A 12639-nucleotide genomic window follows, 5' to 3' on the forward strand; every position below is an offset into this window, starting at 1 on the left:
GCATGTTCACGCGGTGGCGGTCAGCTCTGTCGGCCCAGCAGCCAGCGAGTTCTCATCGCCGAAATACGGACCCTCCAGCACCTCAACCACGAACAGCTGGTTGTAGATTTCGCCGTTGTCCAGCGTCACCTGCGCCTTGATGTAGGCCCAGCCGCGGTAGACGCCCTGAACCATCACCTGCGCCGATCGGCCGTAGATGCTGGCGCTGGACATGGCCACGCTGCAGGCCGATTCCATCTTCCACTGCGCCGTGACGATGGTGCGCCCTGGCGGAATCGCTCCGTTGAAGTTGGCGACCAGGCAGCGCTTCTCGGTCGGATACAGGCGTGTGCTGTGGACCCGCTCCCGGGTGTGGGCCGAAACGTAGGCCCGAGAGACGCGGCCAATTTCCTCGCATGCAGGCATCAGCCTTTCTCCTTCGCCAGCAATTCCTTGATGCGGGAATCGAGCTGGTCATCCGGCACAGACACCAGCGGCGCGTCAGGATCACCAGCAAGCACTTTGCGTGCGCCATAGCGGAGCGGGGACCACTTCTCCAGCAGCTGCATGCGGGTATGAACCTTCAGCTTGGAGCGCTGCACGTTCTCGGAGTCGAACTGCGCGCCGTCCTTGCCTTCGCGGTAATCGCCGCTGCTGTCATCGGCAATGACCAGACAATGATCAGCGATGGCGTCATAACCTTCGTCCAGCGCCACGGCCATGCGGTGGTCGAAATCCGGGTACTTGGCCCGCCAGTCGCGCACGTTGCCGCGGTAGAAGTCGAACTCGCGAGCGCAATCGGAAATCGTCTTGCCTTCGGAAACGCGGCGGACAATCTTGTCGGCCAGCTCTGGCGTGTACTTGGATTCCTGACCGAAATGGCCGGGCTTGGAGCCGCGGCGTGCCATTACTCGGCTGCTCCAATGGCGCGGTCAGCCCTCACCACGGCTTGCAGTCCTCGCACCTGGGCGTCGCACTGGTCTGCGGCTCGAACAATTCGGCCCGCACTTTCTGCCCGGTCTCGGGCGCCACCATCAGCGCTGGCGGCGCTGGCGGCAGCTGCGGAAAGATTGGCGGTGGCTGCCTGGGCTTCCCACAGCTTCCGAAGCCGGACATTGCCAGCGCGCAGATCAGCAACAAGCTGGCTCGACTGAGTTTCGATTTCATCGCGTTCACTCTCGTAGGTGGCGGCAATGCCGGCCAAGCGCTCGCTGGCGGCTCGCTCGACTTCCAGTGCGGTCTTGGCCTGGCTCAGCGCCTGCTCGGCGGCCACGGCTCGGGCTTCGGCGCTATCGGCTCGGGAATGACCATCAGCGGCAGATGCATGAAAGATAAGGGCCGCCATGACCGCCGCGACCGCCAGCACGGCGCACAGGATGCAGGCGTACTTCCATGCGTTGGCGCGGAGTTCGGAGAGAATCATTCGGCGGCTCCGATGGCGCACTGTTGGCGCGCTTCGATTCGTTCAAGCCTATGCGTCAGTCTCTTAGAGAATCTGCCGGGGATTGCGCCATGGTTCCTGCTTACCGGCCTGCGCCCCCAATACTCAAAGCCACCCGGCTTCTTGCCTCGGCGAGACCTGCTCATCGACCCAGTCCCGCTGCCAGCTGCAACACCCAAGCCAGCCAATCCGCGCCGGTGATGTAGCCCAGCAAGACCAGCGCCAGCGCGCCGCCCGAGAGCAGCAGGATCAGATTTCGGGTGCGTGCGGTCATGGCTGATTCCTTCATTCGATGCACTGGGCATATTCGGCCTGCCGGCGCCGCACCAGGCCCTTTACCTGGCGGCCACCGGCATAGGACCAGCGCAACAGCTGTCGGCACCATTGCGACGGCGGATAGCCTGCGTTGAGCTGGCGAACCAGCGTTGAATTGCAGGCCGCATGCACCCCGACGTTGTAGGCCCACGAAATCAGCGCCGCCCACTGGTTCAGCGCCAGCGGCTGGCCGATGCAGATTTGTAGGCCGGTGTAGGTGTTGGTTACTTCCCGGGCCAGCAGCGAGTCGCACTCGGCGCGGGTGTAGGTCTTGCCCTGCACGACCGCATCGCCAGTGATGCCCTCGCATACCGTCCAGACGCCAACCACGTCCTGATACGGCGTGTAGCGGGTGCCCTCCCAGGGCGCGATGATGGCCACCGCCGCGGCCAAGACGGCTGCTGCCGACAGGCCAATGACGGGCTTTGTCGACTTCACCGCTTTGACTTCCATTCCTTGTGCCACTTCCAGAGCAGGTAGCCGGTCTGGGTGACGATGTAAATCAGCGTGGCGGCGGCGACCATGAAGGTCATGTCCAGCGCCCCTCCGATGGTGGCGCCAACAACAGCAATCGGCGGCGTACTCTTGGCAACGGCCGTTCCGATGGCGTTGAAGGCTTCGTCTTTCACTACGGTGTTTCCCCTGTATTCGTCACGCATGGCGACTGGTTGCGGTAGATGCCCCTCATGTCGTCATGAATGGCGGATAGGCGCCCGGCGACCGCTGGTAGGCGGTGCATCGACAGCGGGAGAGGCGCTGCGGCCGGGCATAGACGGTTACTGGATGGTCGACAGGCGGGCTTTCTTTGGCCCTTTGTCCTCGACGTTCACCCACTGGCGCAGCGCGCCATCGAAATAGAACAGGCAGCCGCCACGCAGCATCAGCGCCAGGACGCCTTCGCATTCAGCCTCCGGGTGCAGCGTGTCCGGGTCTCCCACCCAGACCATGTCCTCGCTGATGACGACCGGATCAGCGATTTGCAGCTCAATGCCGCCATCCTCGTTGTCAGGTTCCTCGCTCATCTGACCTCCAGCATCGCCGGGCTGACGGCGTGCCTTGCGACCTCGCCATGTTCGTCATGCAGAACGATGCACTTCATGTTCCGTGCCGCACGCCAGCCGCCGGCAGTGGCATAGGCATCCTTGGCCGCTAGGGTGCCGAAGGTTTCGACGCTGACGCCCGGGTATTCCTTGACGCTCTGGTGGTGGACATGGCCCAGCCACCAGTAGCGGTGTTCAGTGGCGCCCCAGTCGATGGGGCGATCCGCGGCCATCACGCCGGGCAGCTTGTCCGGCTTGCAGGTGTTGCCGTGATGACAGCCAACCAGCGTCTTGCCGTGCCTGAAATAGGTGAACGGCGCCGGGCTCTGCTCGATGCTCACCCGCGGCTCGCTCTCGTACACATGCGCCAGCGCGGCCGACAGCCACAGCGCGCCGGTGTCATCGTGGTTGCCGATGACGTTGATGACGTGCACCTGCCGATGCTTGGCCAGCGCCGAGGTGATGCATTGGCGGATGACCTTGATGCCCACGCCAATCATCTTGGCGTAGCGGCCATCGCTGTCCAGGACATGGCCAGAACGGCTGGTGACCGGCTCGATTGAGTCGTAGTGAAACCAGTCACCCAGGTTGACGATGACTGCCTTGTCGGTCTTGGGTGCGGCCTCGACCAGCGCCGCCATCGCCCCGCACTGGATGCGCTCGGCAATGGCCAGATCCCACTCTTCGCCCGTTTCCAGCGGCCATGACAGCATGCCGATGTGGGCGTCGCCGATCGGGTAGCAGGCCATCAGCCGTTTGTCCCACACCTTGCCGGCCGTCTGCATCGGCGCGACCCGCGGCAAATCCTCGGCCATCGCTGCGCAGGCGACCTTCAGCGCCTCTCGCATAGCCTCCGCGTCCTGAGTCGTCTTGACCCACTGCGCGGCGATGCTGCCGTCGTCCCGGTACAGCGTCGATGTTCCCTTGACCTGGAACCCTGGCGCCGCGGCGCGTGTCATGTCGTGCGCTGGCGCAACGCCTTGGCGGGCCTCACGCACGGCGCGGGCAGCATCAACCGCTGCTTGCCGCTCCGGTGTGTTGTAGGACCGGTGACAGTCCTTGCACATCAGCCGGTTGGTGGCGCGCTTGACTGACCTATCGCTGCTGCAGTGAGGACAGGCCATCAGTCGCCGGTATCCGTTCGCGGCAGGTTGCCGGCCGGCGGCGGCGGCGGCTGGAATGCCCGCTCGTTGACGTGAACCAGCAGATCCACCGCCTTGGCGGCGGCGGCCAAGCTGTTGAACTCTCGGCTGACGAGCCAGCCGGCCGGCGTTCGCTCGACGTTGGCGTGACCCATGCAACCCCCTGACATGCAAATGCCCAGCCGTTTCGGGCCGGGCATCTTCGATGGTGCGAACAGTGACAGGTTATCTGCGGGGGTTTCAACCCCGCACTGATTCATCCCTCAGCGCATCGGACAATTGCCGCGCCGCCTGCTGCTCGGCATCGCGGAAGGCATCGAGCAGCCACTGGTAGATGCCGGCCCAGCTGTCGCGGTAGCTGCGCTCGTTGATGCCCAGTGCATGCGCCCGCCGGCGCCCGCTGACCTTGGCCAAGCCAGTGCGGTCACACAACAGGCAGGTCACCTTCAGCTCACCGGCCATGACGTGCCCGCGGCCCTCGCAACGCTCGCAGCGATGCGGGTGGGCAATCTCGTCGATGACCGCCGATACCAGCGTGGGCAGGCTCTCGACCGTGGTCCGTGGCCATGTGCCGGCCCTGACTTGTTCCAGGCGTGCCTCACACGAAGCCAGCTCGCGTGATTGCTCGGCGGTAGCGCCGCGGCCAGACCATGCGATAGCGGCCTTGACCAGTTGCAGGTCCAGCGAGGCATGAGACAGCGCTCGCGACTGGCGTTGCAGCTCCGGCACCACCAGCGCCATGACTTCGTTTCGCATCGACTTGCGGCTGCGTGCGGCGCCATCAGACCACCAGCATGCCTCCAGCAGCGAGCGGCCCAGCCCGGGAGATACGAACGCAAGCGCGCCCGCGATGTCCTGGTTCGTCAGCTGCGGCTGACCGCCGCGGCCGATGTCGAACTTGACCGTGGTCGGATTCAACCGGGCCAGCAGTTCACGCGCATTGCTCATGGAGTTCCCCTTGTGGTGGATTTGTGTTCGTTTCTGCTACAGAAAGCCGGCGCCGCTTGATTTCCTTCCGCGCCCGATCAGCAGCCCGCTGCAACCTGGCCGCCTCACGCTGCCCCTCATCAGCCAGCGACTGCATGACCGCCGCGTGCTGCTCCAACTCCGGAACGCTCAGCCGGGATAGATCGTTGTTGGCCATCAGGCAGCGTCCCGGAAGTCACGCGGGTTGAATCCCTGCCCGAGCAGCACCGCGTCGCACCACTGCGCCGGAGCTGATTTCAGGCTGTATTCGTCGGGGTGGTCACCTATGTGCAGCGCTTGCGTGATGGCGTCGGCGGCTTGTGAGCGCGTCATGCTCAGGCTGGACCCGCCCAGCATGATGAAGCCGGCCGCGCCTTCACCGCGGTCAATGGCTGGCATCATTCGCCAGCCCAGCATCGTCCCGCTAATCAGGTGCCGGAAATCATCCTTGGAAAGTCGCTGTCCGTGCCACTTGATTTGGCTAGAAAGATCTCCGCAAACGGCGTTCAACATCCTGCGTTGAGCGTCGGTCATCCGGCCTTCGCCCCGGAGATCCCAGTCCGATCGACCGATCTTCTCGGTCATTTCGCGTAACCCCCGCGCAGACGCCTAGCCGCAGACAAATAAGCCTCCGACGCCTGCTCTTCTGTGTCGAATGATCCAAGCCGGATTGGTTTCCCGTCATGAAATATCTGCGAAATCCATCTATTGCTCCGATGTTCCTTGGTCACGCCTTTAAACCGGGAATGCTTTCGCCGTTTAGGTATTCCATGTGTGTTCCAGCGATTCTGCTGAACTGTCGCCTCACGCAGGTTGTCAATCCGGTTGTCATCGCGATTGCCATTGATGTGGTCGATTTCTTCTGCCGGCCAATCTCCGCTCGATAGCAACCATGCCAGTCGATGGGCGAAATACGTCTGGCCAAGAATCTTGATCCTGATGTAGCCGTTTGAGTGCGCCGATCCGGCCCTTTCGCCAACGCGCTTGGTCCTGCCTCTCCCATTTGTCGCCCATACGAAGAATCCTGTCTCAGGGTCGTAGAGCACATGCTTTCGCAGCTCATCCGCATTGAGCATCCGCCGCTGCTTGTCGCTCATGCGCTCGGTGCCTTCCAACTTCCAGTCGGATGGGGATAGATCGGCCATCAGAACACCTCCCTTTCCCAGCCGCCGCCGTGCTTCTTCGCCCGCACCTTGAACGCCATGAAGCGGAACGGGTACTGGTCCGCGGCGACCTTGATTTTGACGCGGGCATCGTCGGTCCAGAAGCCTTTGACCTCGTGCAGCTCCACCACACCATCGGATGCCATCACGGCGAAATCGGCCGTGTAGAACGTGTTGTCGGCCAGCCTCAGCTTGATGCCTTCGAAGCGGTACCACAGGACTTCGCCAGCAGCCTTCAACAGCTCAAGATGCGCTGCATACGCGATCTCGGTCTTGTTCATCTGCCCGGACTTCAGGCGGCCCAGGGCGAAGTGCGCGCGCGATGTGGTGGTCACGAGGCACCCCACTGACTCGCCATCGCATCCGCAATCCCCTGATAGGTGGCTGACCTTTCCCTTGCGCGGTTTGGGCCGGGCGCCATCTTGTGGATACGCGCCTCGCGCCCTTCGACGATGTTTGTTGGAGCCAGTAGCGGCAGGTTCTTCAGCCACAAACAGGTGGCCTTAGTCTCGCCGTGCCCGAACTGCCACGGCTGGATGATTTGGTCCGGCTTTCGGAAAAGGCTAGACATGATCCCGATAGGCTGCTCTGCCGCCATCTTGTCCACGTACCGCTCCCCGTGCCGCCACAACTCCATGAAGAAACTGATGCCGGCCTGCTGCCTGCCGTCCATACGCTTTGCGGCAAAGTGCTTCGCGCCACTCACGCAAATGTCAGTGCATGGCGCATGGAAAATCATCAAGTCCCAGCAGGCGTGCAGTACGTCGCGAACGTCACCCTGGTAGTGCGGACCATGTGAGCGAGTAGGAAGCAGGTCGCAGCTCATGGCGTCATGCCCCCCCCTGATGAAAGCATCGCGGACAGCGCCGGATTCTTCGCAAGCAATCAAGACCCTCACCGCTTAACCCTCCTACCCGCCATCCTCCACTGAACCCGCGCATAGTCGGCGCAGACCTGGCGGCAGTTGACGGTGCAGCGCTCACACTTCTCAGGCATCGATTCCACGGCGGTTTTCCATTCAGCGGCAGGGAGTTTTTGCAGGCGCTTGGCGAAGTCGCTTAGGCAGTGGGTGGTTGGCATCAGTTCGCCCTCCGCGCCAGACTGATGGCCCGCATCGCCGTTGACGTGGCCACACCGAATCGCTGGCACACGTCGCTGACCAGTAGCCGGGTACGCAGCCCCAGAAGTTCACGCGGCAGGCTCTGCGCGATGCGCGCCGCCTCCGGGTGGTGGCGGGTCCAGACGTGGAGCGGCGGGTGGTAGTGAATCACCGGCTCCCCCTGTGGCTTTCCCAATCGAACGCCAATACCGACCCGCACTCGCGGTAGCGGTCCATGACGCGCTGACCAAGGAACGATTCCAGTTCCTCCATCGCCAAGTTCGAAATCAGGATGGTGGGACGCAGCTCCTGGTAGCGGGCGTTCAGAACCTCGAACATCAGCATCTTTTCGTGTTCGCTTCCAATCTGCACGCCGACCTCATCGAGAATCAGCAGGTCGGGCGAAACTAGGTCATCAATGGCGCCCTGCTCCGTCTGCTGGCTGTCCTTGGCGTAGGTCGATTTGATGCGCCGCAACATCGCCGAGACAGTGCCGAACGCAGCGACCGCAAGGTATTCGCGCATCACATGGCTGGCAATGGCGCAGGCCAAGTGCGTCTTTCCGGTGCCGGGCAACCCGGTCAGCACCAGCGATGAGCCGACAGCGGCCTTTTCGGGCCACTTGCTGGCGAACGCCCTGCAGACGCTGTGGGCGATTTTCTGGCCGTTCCCGGTCGCCTTGTAGCCATCAAAGTCGCGTTCCGCAAACCTCGCCGGGATGCCGGCCGAGCGGAACAGTGAATCGACGCGGCGCTGCCGTTCGCGTGAAATCTCCGCCGCCTTGCGGGCATCCTCGGCAGCATGCTTGGCGTCTTTGCAGGCTTGGCAGCTGCTGGTCACGACCGTGGTGCTGCCCAGGATGTGGTACTCGGTGACGGTGGCGCGATACGGCCCGTGTTCGGGGCAGATGGCGTCAACCGTCTGCGATTGCGGCTCGTGCAGCGTCTCGGAGGTCGGGGGGGAGCTGGTCGATTGGGGTGCTTGCATAGGTTTTTCCTTGGAAGTTTTCGGCGGCTGATGGTTTCCCGGATTGCGGCCCGGCTCGCTCGTGGGGTTTGAGCCAGGCCGCCTCCAAGCCCTGCGAACCACGGAAGCACCAAATCCTGAGGAAGGCGTCCAAGGTCATGCCGGCCTTCTCGGATTCGCGGATGGCGTGGGTCAGCACGGTTTCGGTAACGGGGGCTTTTTTGGCTTTCCGCAAATCCAGCCAGTCGAACCACGTTTGCTCGTCCACGCCATCGGGGCGAGTGAGCGCGTCAGCGCGTTTCTTATTGACGGTTGCTTTACTGACGGTTCTTGACGGTTCTTTACGGTTAGACCGCACCTGCTGCGGGGGTGACTGCCGCATCTGCGGGGGTGACTGCCGCATCTGCGGGGGTTCGATTGCCGCATCTGCGGGGGTGTCAGAAATGCGGGGGTGCCGCATCTGCGGGGGTACTGCCAGATTTGCGGGGGTTACGACGTACCGGGTATGTCGCCCATTGGAGCGGTCAGAAACCAGTGCGCCGACTTTTTCAAGCTCCTGAATAGCGCGGTGAACAGCCCGCTCACTGAAGCAGGTGCGCTCGCAAATCGTCGGGATGGATGGCCAGCATTCTCCGTGGTCATTGGCGTTGTCAGCCAGAGAAATCAACACCGCTTTCTGTGTGGGCGGCAGCTGCAAGGGCCAGCATTTGGACATGACAAGGGTCGACACGGCCTATTCCTTGACCTCATCGAAAGGCCGGCGCAGATGCTCGCCACTCTTGATGGCTGCACGCGCCAGACGCACGGTTTCCGGATCCGGCCAGGTCTTTTCGTTGACGTCGAAGATGCCCGGGTCGTTCTCGGGCGATGGCGGCGACGGGATGGTGACGGGCTTCATGCAATCCCCCTTGCGGCGCGTATGGCGGCAATCCAGCGCAGCGCCGTCGCCCTGCTCATGCCGAACAAATCCATAAGCTCGTCGCGCGTGGGAAGCCGGCTGGGGAATCTCTGCGCCAGCATGCACGCCACGTACATCGTCCCATTCCCTGAGCTGGGTGCAGGCGTGTGGAGTTGATCTCGGTAAGTGGTCATGCGTGCGTCCTCGCCATGCGTGCCTGCAGCGCTTCCAGCGCCTTCACTGACGCGATGAACTCGCGCTGCAGCTGGGCGGCTTCATCCTCGGGATTGATGGGCTGCGGCTCGGCGTAACCAGCGGCCTGGGCCTCGTATGCCGCCAGCACATGCACGCCGGCTTGACGTGCGGCCTTGCGGATGTAGGCCAGTTCGCTCAGCGAGAGCTTCTCGCGCTTGTCCGGGTTGCAGCAGTCCGCCAGCCAGCGGCCGGCAGCTTCCACGGTCATATCCGGCTTCATGTCGTGACCGATGCGCTTGAAGCCGCCCATCGCCTCAACGGCATGTCTGACGGCGTCGTGGTAGTCGTCAACGAACAAGGGAATCTGGTTGCTCATGATGGGTTTCCGATGGTGTCCGCGAGCGTCGGAAAGCGTCGGACAGGCTGATTGGGTTACAAAAATGGCCCGCCCCGAAGGAACGAGCCGACGTGTTATTGATGGATGGACGCGCTGCCGCGAATGAAGCCCTTCCCAGCACTGCGTACGGAGATTCCTCCCCCGCTGTACGATGGGTTCACTACCACACCACCGACAGCGAGGAAGGAAATGGACAACGAAACCAAGGGGCGTTTGCTGGCCCTCGAAGCATTGGTCAAGGAACTGGTCATTGCTCTTCCCTTCGACCAGGCGACCGGCATACTGGGCAACGTCCTGCCGCCGCTTCAGCGTCAACCACAGGAGCTTGGGGGGCATGCAACCGAGCTGATCCGCCAGATTTCTCTACAAGTTCACGAGAAGCAACGACGCGCTCAATCCGGCTGACCTGGGACTTGAGATCGCCGACATCCTTGCTGGTGTCGGCGATCTCGCGGCTTACCCAGAACTTCCATTCTCGAACCAGCTGGTCCATCTCAGGCACCAGCCAGCGACGCATCAATCTACGCAGCATGATCGACCTCCGCGGCAAGGTTTCCGCCCCCGTGGCAGACTGGAGCTGCGAACAAGCAACCCGCCACGGAGACGGAAGTGGAATTGACGACACTGTTGTTCGGAACGGAGGACGGGCAGCTCATGGTTGGCCCTGCAGTGCTGATAGAAGGCCAGCTTTGGCTTGTCGCTTCATGGCGCGAACAGACAGAATCAGAATTTTGGCGGCCAGAAGTAGCCATTCCAGTGCCGATGGAGGCTGTTCAACACTGCCCGGATTGCGCGGACTACGAATATCTTCTGAGCGGCTCAATACCCAAACTCGCGTTTCAGGGCCACACCGCACAATGGCAAGGCCTGCTGTTCGTGCCAGAGGTCCGGCCTGCATGGAAGGTGGCTGTTCCGAGCCTGAATTGACGGCGCTACGCAGCATCTTTGGAGACCTCGGGCGCAGGTGTGCGAATGAAGTCGGCTGCGAAGTCCGCCGCAGACAAGGTCACGCCCCGCCTGGTGGCGAGCTCATTGATCGCGCGATACTGACGGCGGTTCGGGAATCTCTCGCCCCGTTCGTAGTAGCGAATCGAATGGGTGGTGCAGCCAATGGCCTCGGCAATTTCAGCCGTGGTCATGCCGGTGTCGCGGATGAGGTTGATGGCTTTCATGCGCGAACCGTAACACCATGTCACGGTATACGCAACACCCCGTTACGGTACGTACTTTGATGGGCCGTAACGCATCGTTACCATTGGCGTCTCATGTAATGCGAGTGGAATCCCCCAAGATGCACTGGTACGAACGGGTAGCTGCCTCCCTCCGCGACAGATCTGTCAGTAACGCGGAGGTGGGCCGGAGAATGACCCCTCAGGTCACCGGCCAAGCCATCACCCTGAAACTGCAGGGGAAGCGCCCAGTCACCGTTGATGAACTGAAAGTCTTTGCCGCCTGCGCAGGACTGACTGTGGCCGAAGCACTGGGGGATGATGTGATCGTTGAGCTTCAAGATGAGAAAGACCTTGTCGAGCTGTACCGCCTACTATCAGACGAGCAGAAGCGCGCATTCATGGAAATGCTGAAGGCCACTACGGGAGGCCCGCGATGAAGCGCATCGCCGTAGGCCTATTAGCAGCCACCATTTGCAGCTGCAGCAACGACATAGAAGCCCAGTTCGGACGGGTGGAAAGGTTCGCCGAATCTGCCCAGAACGGAACGTCGCGCGACGTGTTCCTCGTGCGGTCTGGCATTGCCGGGAATGAGCGGGTTGGCTTCATCTATGCAATGGCCGACGATATGGCTGTTTGCCTGGAAATTGCCGCAGATATGTCCGCCAAATACCCTCGGGCTCCTTACAGCTGCGAATACGCGAACTAAACCGGGTCCAGAACCAAGCAAATCAGCGGATCCCGCGACTGTTCCATAAGCGCAACGCTGTGTTACGATTATAGGCGTAACAACCTGTTGCGCATGCCGTAACTGTCCGTTACGATCCTCCCATCGCCCCAACGCACCCCGGATCGCCGGGCTGGGGCCAGGGAGAACGGGATGAGCCAGAAACGCACCTACCTCTGCCCGGACTGTGACGGGTACGGCGAGACAGTTCACAACGACACGAACCCGTATGGCTACGGCCCGGACCCGCAGTGTGATGTAGAGGTCGAGTGCCGCAACTGCGACGGCAGCGGCGTCATCGTCAGCGAGTATGACGACACCCTGCAGCCGTGGAATGGCACCAGCGGTCGCATGGGATCACGCCCTGCGTCTCGCCCCGACCCGCTCATCACGATGGCCCGCTGGCGCGGAAAGCTGCGCGGCCATCCGACCTCGCCGTCCGCCAACCTCTACTACGGCTATGCCCGTCAGATTGCGGTGAGCCCTGTTGCTTTACCCGACATGCGCCCGGTGGCGATGGGGCGTGCGGCATGACCACCCCAACACCCCTAATGCAGCGCCTGGACGCCGATTTCGCCGAAATGTTCGGCTATGGCCGAGATGCCGCGCCGCTGTTCGGCACTGACGTAATCCCCAGCAACCGGGACATTGAGCGGACCTTGAATAGCCGGATGGAGGTTGGTCATGAGTAAGTCTGGCCTAAAGGCGTCGTTTTCTCGTTGTCCGGAGACCTGCCCGGAGGTTGACAGGATCATGTCTGAGGCGGTCGAGGAAATTAAGCGCCGAGGGACCGAGCGTCTACGCGAGGCGCTAACCGATGCGTGCGAGGAATTGGAAGAAATGGAATCTCGCCTCAATGAGGCTAACGACAAAATCAGCAAGCTTGAGGATGAAGTTAGCGATTTAAAGGGCGCCATCAGGGAGATTGAAAATGGTCAGTGACCCCCATGAATGGAAGTGCCAGGACCGGCTTTGGTTCTGGCGCTATGAGCTTCACCGGGCACGCCGCTGGTTCCGCCGAAACGGCTATCGGCTTGCCTGCATCGCAGTCGCGGCGCTGGTGGTCTACGCCGTCAGTCTGCGCGCCGCCGAAATCCATGCCGGCATCGGGACCGGCGCAATCAGCTCAGTGAGGGGATAGC

28 protein-coding genes are annotated in these 12639 nt (G+C 62.2%); 7 read left to right on the plus strand and 21 right to left on the minus strand.

Annotated features, from left to right (window positions below):
- Positions 1-6: 6 nt before the first annotated feature.
- The 19 genes from ABB29_RS12015 to ABB29_RS12100 form a co-directional block, all read right to left on the minus strand.
- Positions 7-405 carry a hypothetical protein gene (locus ABB29_RS12015; protein ID WP_057659286.1) on the minus strand — a complete coding sequence of 133 codons (399 nt, stop codon included), beginning with the start codon at positions 403-405 and terminating at the stop codon, positions 7-9.
- A complete protein-coding gene (locus ABB29_RS12020; RefSeq protein ID WP_057659287.1) occupies positions 405-887 on the minus strand; it encodes a helix-turn-helix domain-containing protein in 483 nt (160 codons plus the stop codon). The genes ABB29_RS12015 and ABB29_RS12020 overlap by 1 nt, the downstream gene beginning before the upstream one ends.
- A complete protein-coding gene (locus tag ABB29_RS12025) occupies positions 887-1402 on the minus strand; it encodes a lysis system spanin subunit (RefSeq protein WP_057659289.1) in 516 nt (171 codons plus the stop codon). The genes ABB29_RS12020 and ABB29_RS12025 overlap by 1 nt, the downstream gene beginning before the upstream one ends.
- A 160-nt stretch (positions 1403-1562) precedes the next feature.
- A complete protein-coding gene (locus tag ABB29_RS16755; protein ID WP_281177433.1) occupies positions 1563-1694 on the minus strand; it encodes a hypothetical protein in 132 nt (43 codons plus the stop codon).
- An 11-nt stretch (positions 1695-1705) separates the two neighbouring features.
- Positions 1706-2173 (minus strand): lysozyme, encoded by a 468-nt coding sequence (locus tag ABB29_RS12030; RefSeq protein ID WP_245622611.1) that lies wholly within the window; start codon positions 2171-2173, stop codon positions 1706-1708.
- Complete coding sequence (locus ABB29_RS12035; RefSeq protein ID WP_057659294.1) at positions 2170-2394, minus strand: hypothetical protein; 225 nt, start codon at positions 2392-2394, stop codon at positions 2170-2172. The genes ABB29_RS12030 and ABB29_RS12035 overlap by 4 nt, the downstream gene beginning before the upstream one ends.
- A gap of 117 nt (positions 2395-2511) precedes the next feature.
- A complete protein-coding gene (locus tag ABB29_RS12040) occupies positions 2512-2757 on the minus strand; it encodes a hypothetical protein (protein WP_057659296.1) in 246 nt (81 codons plus the stop codon).
- On the minus strand, positions 2754-3734 hold the full coding sequence (locus tag ABB29_RS12045; protein ID WP_057659297.1) for a hypothetical protein: 981 nt from the start codon (positions 3732-3734) through the stop codon (positions 2754-2756). The genes ABB29_RS12040 and ABB29_RS12045 overlap by 4 nt, the downstream gene beginning before the upstream one ends.
- 164 nt (positions 3735-3898) lie before the next feature.
- Entirely contained in the window at positions 3899-4072 is a 174-nt protein-coding gene (locus ABB29_RS16390; protein WP_157062617.1) for a hypothetical protein, read from the minus strand.
- An 85-nt stretch (positions 4073-4157) separates the two neighbouring features.
- On the minus strand, positions 4158-4865 hold the full coding sequence (locus tag ABB29_RS12050; protein WP_057659299.1) for a hypothetical protein: 708 nt from the start codon (positions 4863-4865) through the stop codon (positions 4158-4160).
- A complete protein-coding gene (locus ABB29_RS12055) occupies positions 4849-5061 on the minus strand; it encodes a hypothetical protein (protein WP_057659301.1) in 213 nt (70 codons plus the stop codon). The genes ABB29_RS12050 and ABB29_RS12055 overlap by 17 nt, the downstream gene beginning before the upstream one ends.
- Positions 5061-5468, minus strand: a complete 408-nt coding sequence (locus ABB29_RS12060; protein WP_057659303.1) for a recombination protein NinB — start codon at positions 5466-5468, stop codon at positions 5061-5063. Before ABB29_RS12060 ends, ABB29_RS12055 begins: the two co-directional genes overlap by 1 nt.
- Positions 5465-6028: an HNH endonuclease gene (locus ABB29_RS12065; RefSeq protein WP_057659305.1), complete on the minus strand. Its 564-nt coding sequence runs from the start codon at positions 6026-6028 to the stop codon at positions 5465-5467. The genes ABB29_RS12060 and ABB29_RS12065 overlap by 4 nt, the downstream gene beginning before the upstream one ends.
- Complete coding sequence (locus ABB29_RS12070) at positions 6028-6381, minus strand: DUF1064 domain-containing protein (protein ID WP_342667064.1); 354 nt, start codon at positions 6379-6381, stop codon at positions 6028-6030. The genes ABB29_RS12065 and ABB29_RS12070 overlap by 1 nt, the downstream gene beginning before the upstream one ends.
- On the minus strand, positions 6378-6872 hold the full coding sequence (locus tag ABB29_RS12075) for a hypothetical protein (RefSeq protein ID WP_211260733.1): 495 nt from the start codon (positions 6870-6872) through the stop codon (positions 6378-6380). Before ABB29_RS12075 ends, ABB29_RS12070 begins: the two co-directional genes overlap by 4 nt.
- Positions 6873-7313: 441 nt before the next feature.
- On the minus strand, positions 7314-8132 hold the full coding sequence (locus tag ABB29_RS12090; protein ID WP_057659314.1) for an ATP-binding protein: 819 nt from the start codon (positions 8130-8132) through the stop codon (positions 7314-7316).
- The gene (locus ABB29_RS16165; RefSeq protein ID WP_157062618.1) at positions 8059-8841 is read right to left on the minus strand and encodes a helix-turn-helix domain-containing protein; all 783 of its coding nucleotides are present in this window, start codon (positions 8839-8841) and stop codon (positions 8059-8061) included. The genes ABB29_RS12090 and ABB29_RS16165 overlap by 74 nt, the downstream gene beginning before the upstream one ends.
- A gap of 3 nt (positions 8842-8844) precedes the next feature.
- A complete protein-coding gene (locus ABB29_RS16395; protein ID WP_157062619.1) occupies positions 8845-9009 on the minus strand; it encodes a hypothetical protein in 165 nt (54 codons plus the stop codon).
- A gap of 190 nt (positions 9010-9199) precedes the next feature.
- Positions 9200-9580, minus strand: coding sequence for a hypothetical protein (locus tag ABB29_RS12100; protein ID WP_157062620.1), 381 nt, complete (start codon positions 9578-9580; stop codon positions 9200-9202).
- Positions 9581-9790: 210 nt separating this feature from the next.
- Between ABB29_RS12100 and ABB29_RS16400 the strand changes: the two genes are divergently transcribed.
- Together ABB29_RS16400 and ABB29_RS16405 are read left to right on the plus strand one after the other, a co-directional pair.
- Complete coding sequence (locus ABB29_RS16400) at positions 9791-10006, plus strand: hypothetical protein (protein WP_157062621.1); 216 nt, start codon at positions 9791-9793, stop codon at positions 10004-10006.
- 210 nt (positions 10007-10216) lie between these two features.
- Positions 10217-10528, plus strand: a complete 312-nt coding sequence (locus ABB29_RS16405; protein ID WP_157062622.1) for a hypothetical protein — start codon at positions 10217-10219, stop codon at positions 10526-10528.
- 5 nt (positions 10529-10533) lie between these two features.
- Here ABB29_RS16405 and ABB29_RS12105 read toward each other — a convergent pair whose 3' ends face one another.
- Positions 10534-10773, minus strand: a complete 240-nt coding sequence (locus ABB29_RS12105) for a MerR family transcriptional regulator (RefSeq protein ID WP_057659319.1) — start codon at positions 10771-10773, stop codon at positions 10534-10536.
- Between the two features lie 191 nt (positions 10774-10964).
- Here ABB29_RS12105 and ABB29_RS12110 point away from each other — a divergent pair, with 191 nt between their 5' ends.
- The 3 genes from ABB29_RS12110 to ABB29_RS12120 all read left to right on the plus strand — a co-directional run bounded on the left by ABB29_RS12110 (position 10965) and on the right by ABB29_RS12120 (position 12031).
- Positions 10965-11210 carry a hypothetical protein gene (locus ABB29_RS12110; protein ID WP_157062623.1) on the plus strand — a complete coding sequence of 82 codons (246 nt, stop codon included), beginning with the start codon at positions 10965-10967 and terminating at the stop codon, positions 11208-11210.
- Positions 11207-11479 carry a hypothetical protein gene (locus ABB29_RS12115; protein ID WP_057659323.1) on the plus strand — a complete coding sequence of 91 codons (273 nt, stop codon included), beginning with the start codon at positions 11207-11209 and terminating at the stop codon, positions 11477-11479. Before ABB29_RS12110 ends, ABB29_RS12115 begins: the two co-directional genes overlap by 4 nt.
- Positions 11480-11650: 171 nt before the next feature.
- Positions 11651-12031 (plus strand): hypothetical protein, encoded by a 381-nt coding sequence (locus tag ABB29_RS12120; RefSeq protein WP_057659325.1) that lies wholly within the window; start codon positions 11651-11653, stop codon positions 12029-12031.
- Positions 12032-12045: 14 nt separating this feature from the next.
- Here the strand turns inward: ABB29_RS12120 and ABB29_RS16410 are convergent, their stop codons facing one another.
- Positions 12046-12183 (minus strand): hypothetical protein, encoded by a 138-nt coding sequence (locus ABB29_RS16410; RefSeq protein WP_157062624.1) that lies wholly within the window; start codon positions 12181-12183, stop codon positions 12046-12048.
- Here ABB29_RS16410 and ABB29_RS12125 point away from each other — a divergent pair.
- Positions 12182-12439 (plus strand): hypothetical protein, encoded by a 258-nt coding sequence (locus ABB29_RS12125; RefSeq protein ID WP_057659327.1) that lies wholly within the window; start codon positions 12182-12184, stop codon positions 12437-12439. The genes ABB29_RS16410 and ABB29_RS12125 overlap by 2 nt on opposite strands.
- Entirely contained in the window at positions 12429-12638 is a 210-nt protein-coding gene (locus ABB29_RS12130; protein ID WP_057659328.1) for a hypothetical protein, read from the plus strand. Before ABB29_RS12125 ends, ABB29_RS12130 begins: the two co-directional genes overlap by 11 nt.
- The last annotated feature ends 1 nt before the right edge of the window (position 12639 follow it).

Origin of the sequence: Pseudoxanthomonas dokdonensis (assembly GCF_001431405.1) — a bacterium.
Taxonomy (GTDB): domain Bacteria; phylum Pseudomonadota; class Gammaproteobacteria; order Xanthomonadales; family Xanthomonadaceae; genus Pseudoxanthomonas_A; species Pseudoxanthomonas_A dokdonensis.

Bases quoted from the DNA above. Each gene is read 5' to 3' on its own strand.
- ABB29_RS16410 (WP_157062624.1), bottom strand. From the start codon at position 12,183: ATGACCAACCTCCATCCGGCTATTCAAGGTCCGCTCAATGTCCCGGTT.
- ABB29_RS12020 (WP_057659287.1), bottom strand. From the start codon at position 887: ATGGCACGCCGCGGCTCCAAGCCCGGCCATTTCGGTCAGGAATCCAAG.
- ABB29_RS12060 (WP_057659303.1), bottom strand. From the start codon at position 5,468: ATGACCGAGAAGATCGGTCGATCGGACTGGGATCTCCGGGGCGAAGGC.
- ABB29_RS16395 (WP_157062619.1), bottom strand. From the start codon at position 9,009: ATGAAGCCCGTCACCATCCCGTCGCCGCCATCGCCCGAGAACGACCCG.
- ABB29_RS16400 (WP_157062621.1), top strand. From the start codon at position 9,791: ATGGACAACGAAACCAAGGGGCGTTTGCTGGCCCTCGAAGCATTGGTC.
- ABB29_RS12120 (WP_057659325.1), top strand. From the start codon at position 11,651: ATGAGCCAGAAACGCACCTACCTCTGCCCGGACTGTGACGGGTACGGC.
- ABB29_RS12110 (WP_157062623.1), top strand. From the start codon at position 10,965: ATGACCCCTCAGGTCACCGGCCAAGCCATCACCCTGAAACTGCAGGGG.
- ABB29_RS12040 (WP_057659296.1), bottom strand. From the start codon at position 2,757: ATGAGCGAGGAACCTGACAACGAGGATGGCGGCATTGAGCTGCAAATC.
- ABB29_RS12130 (WP_057659328.1), top strand. From the start codon at position 12,429: ATGGTCAGTGACCCCCATGAATGGAAGTGCCAGGACCGGCTTTGGTTC.
- ABB29_RS12105 (WP_057659319.1), bottom strand. From the start codon at position 10,773: ATGAAAGCCATCAACCTCATCCGCGACACCGGCATGACCACGGCTGAA.
- ABB29_RS16755 (WP_281177433.1), bottom strand. From the start codon at position 1,694: ATGACCGCACGCACCCGAAATCTGATCCTGCTGCTCTCGGGCGGCGCG.
- ABB29_RS12125 (WP_057659327.1), top strand. From the start codon at position 12,182: ATGAGTAAGTCTGGCCTAAAGGCGTCGTTTTCTCGTTGTCCGGAGACC.
- ABB29_RS12035 (WP_057659294.1), bottom strand. From the start codon at position 2,394: ATGCGTGACGAATACAGGGGAAACACCGTAGTGAAAGACGAAGCCTTC.
- ABB29_RS12015 (WP_057659286.1), bottom strand. From the start codon at position 405: ATGCCTGCATGCGAGGAAATTGGCCGCGTCTCTCGGGCCTACGTTTCG.
- ABB29_RS12090 (WP_057659314.1), bottom strand. From the start codon at position 8,132: ATGCAAGCACCCCAATCGACCAGCTCCCCCCCGACCTCCGAGACGCTG.
- ABB29_RS12100 (WP_157062620.1), bottom strand. From the start codon at position 9,580: ATGAGCAACCAGATTCCCTTGTTCGTTGACGACTACCACGACGCCGTC.
- ABB29_RS12075 (WP_211260733.1), bottom strand. From the start codon at position 6,872: ATGAGCTGCGACCTGCTTCCTACTCGCTCACATGGTCCGCACTACCAG.
- ABB29_RS12055 (WP_057659301.1), bottom strand. From the start codon at position 5,061: ATGGCCAACAACGATCTATCCCGGCTGAGCGTTCCGGAGTTGGAGCAG.
- ABB29_RS12025 (WP_057659289.1), bottom strand. From the start codon at position 1,402: ATGATTCTCTCCGAACTCCGCGCCAACGCATGGAAGTACGCCTGCATC.
- ABB29_RS12065 (WP_057659305.1), bottom strand. From the start codon at position 6,028: ATGGCCGATCTATCCCCATCCGACTGGAAGTTGGAAGGCACCGAGCGC.
- ABB29_RS16390 (WP_157062617.1), bottom strand. From the start codon at position 4,072: ATGGGTCACGCCAACGTCGAGCGAACGCCGGCCGGCTGGCTCGTCAGC.
- ABB29_RS12050 (WP_057659299.1), bottom strand. From the start codon at position 4,865: ATGAGCAATGCGCGTGAACTGCTGGCCCGGTTGAATCCGACCACGGTC.
- ABB29_RS12115 (WP_057659323.1), top strand. From the start codon at position 11,207: ATGAAGCGCATCGCCGTAGGCCTATTAGCAGCCACCATTTGCAGCTGC.
- ABB29_RS12045 (WP_057659297.1), bottom strand. From the start codon at position 3,734: ATGACACGCGCCGCGGCGCCAGGGTTCCAGGTCAAGGGAACATCGACG.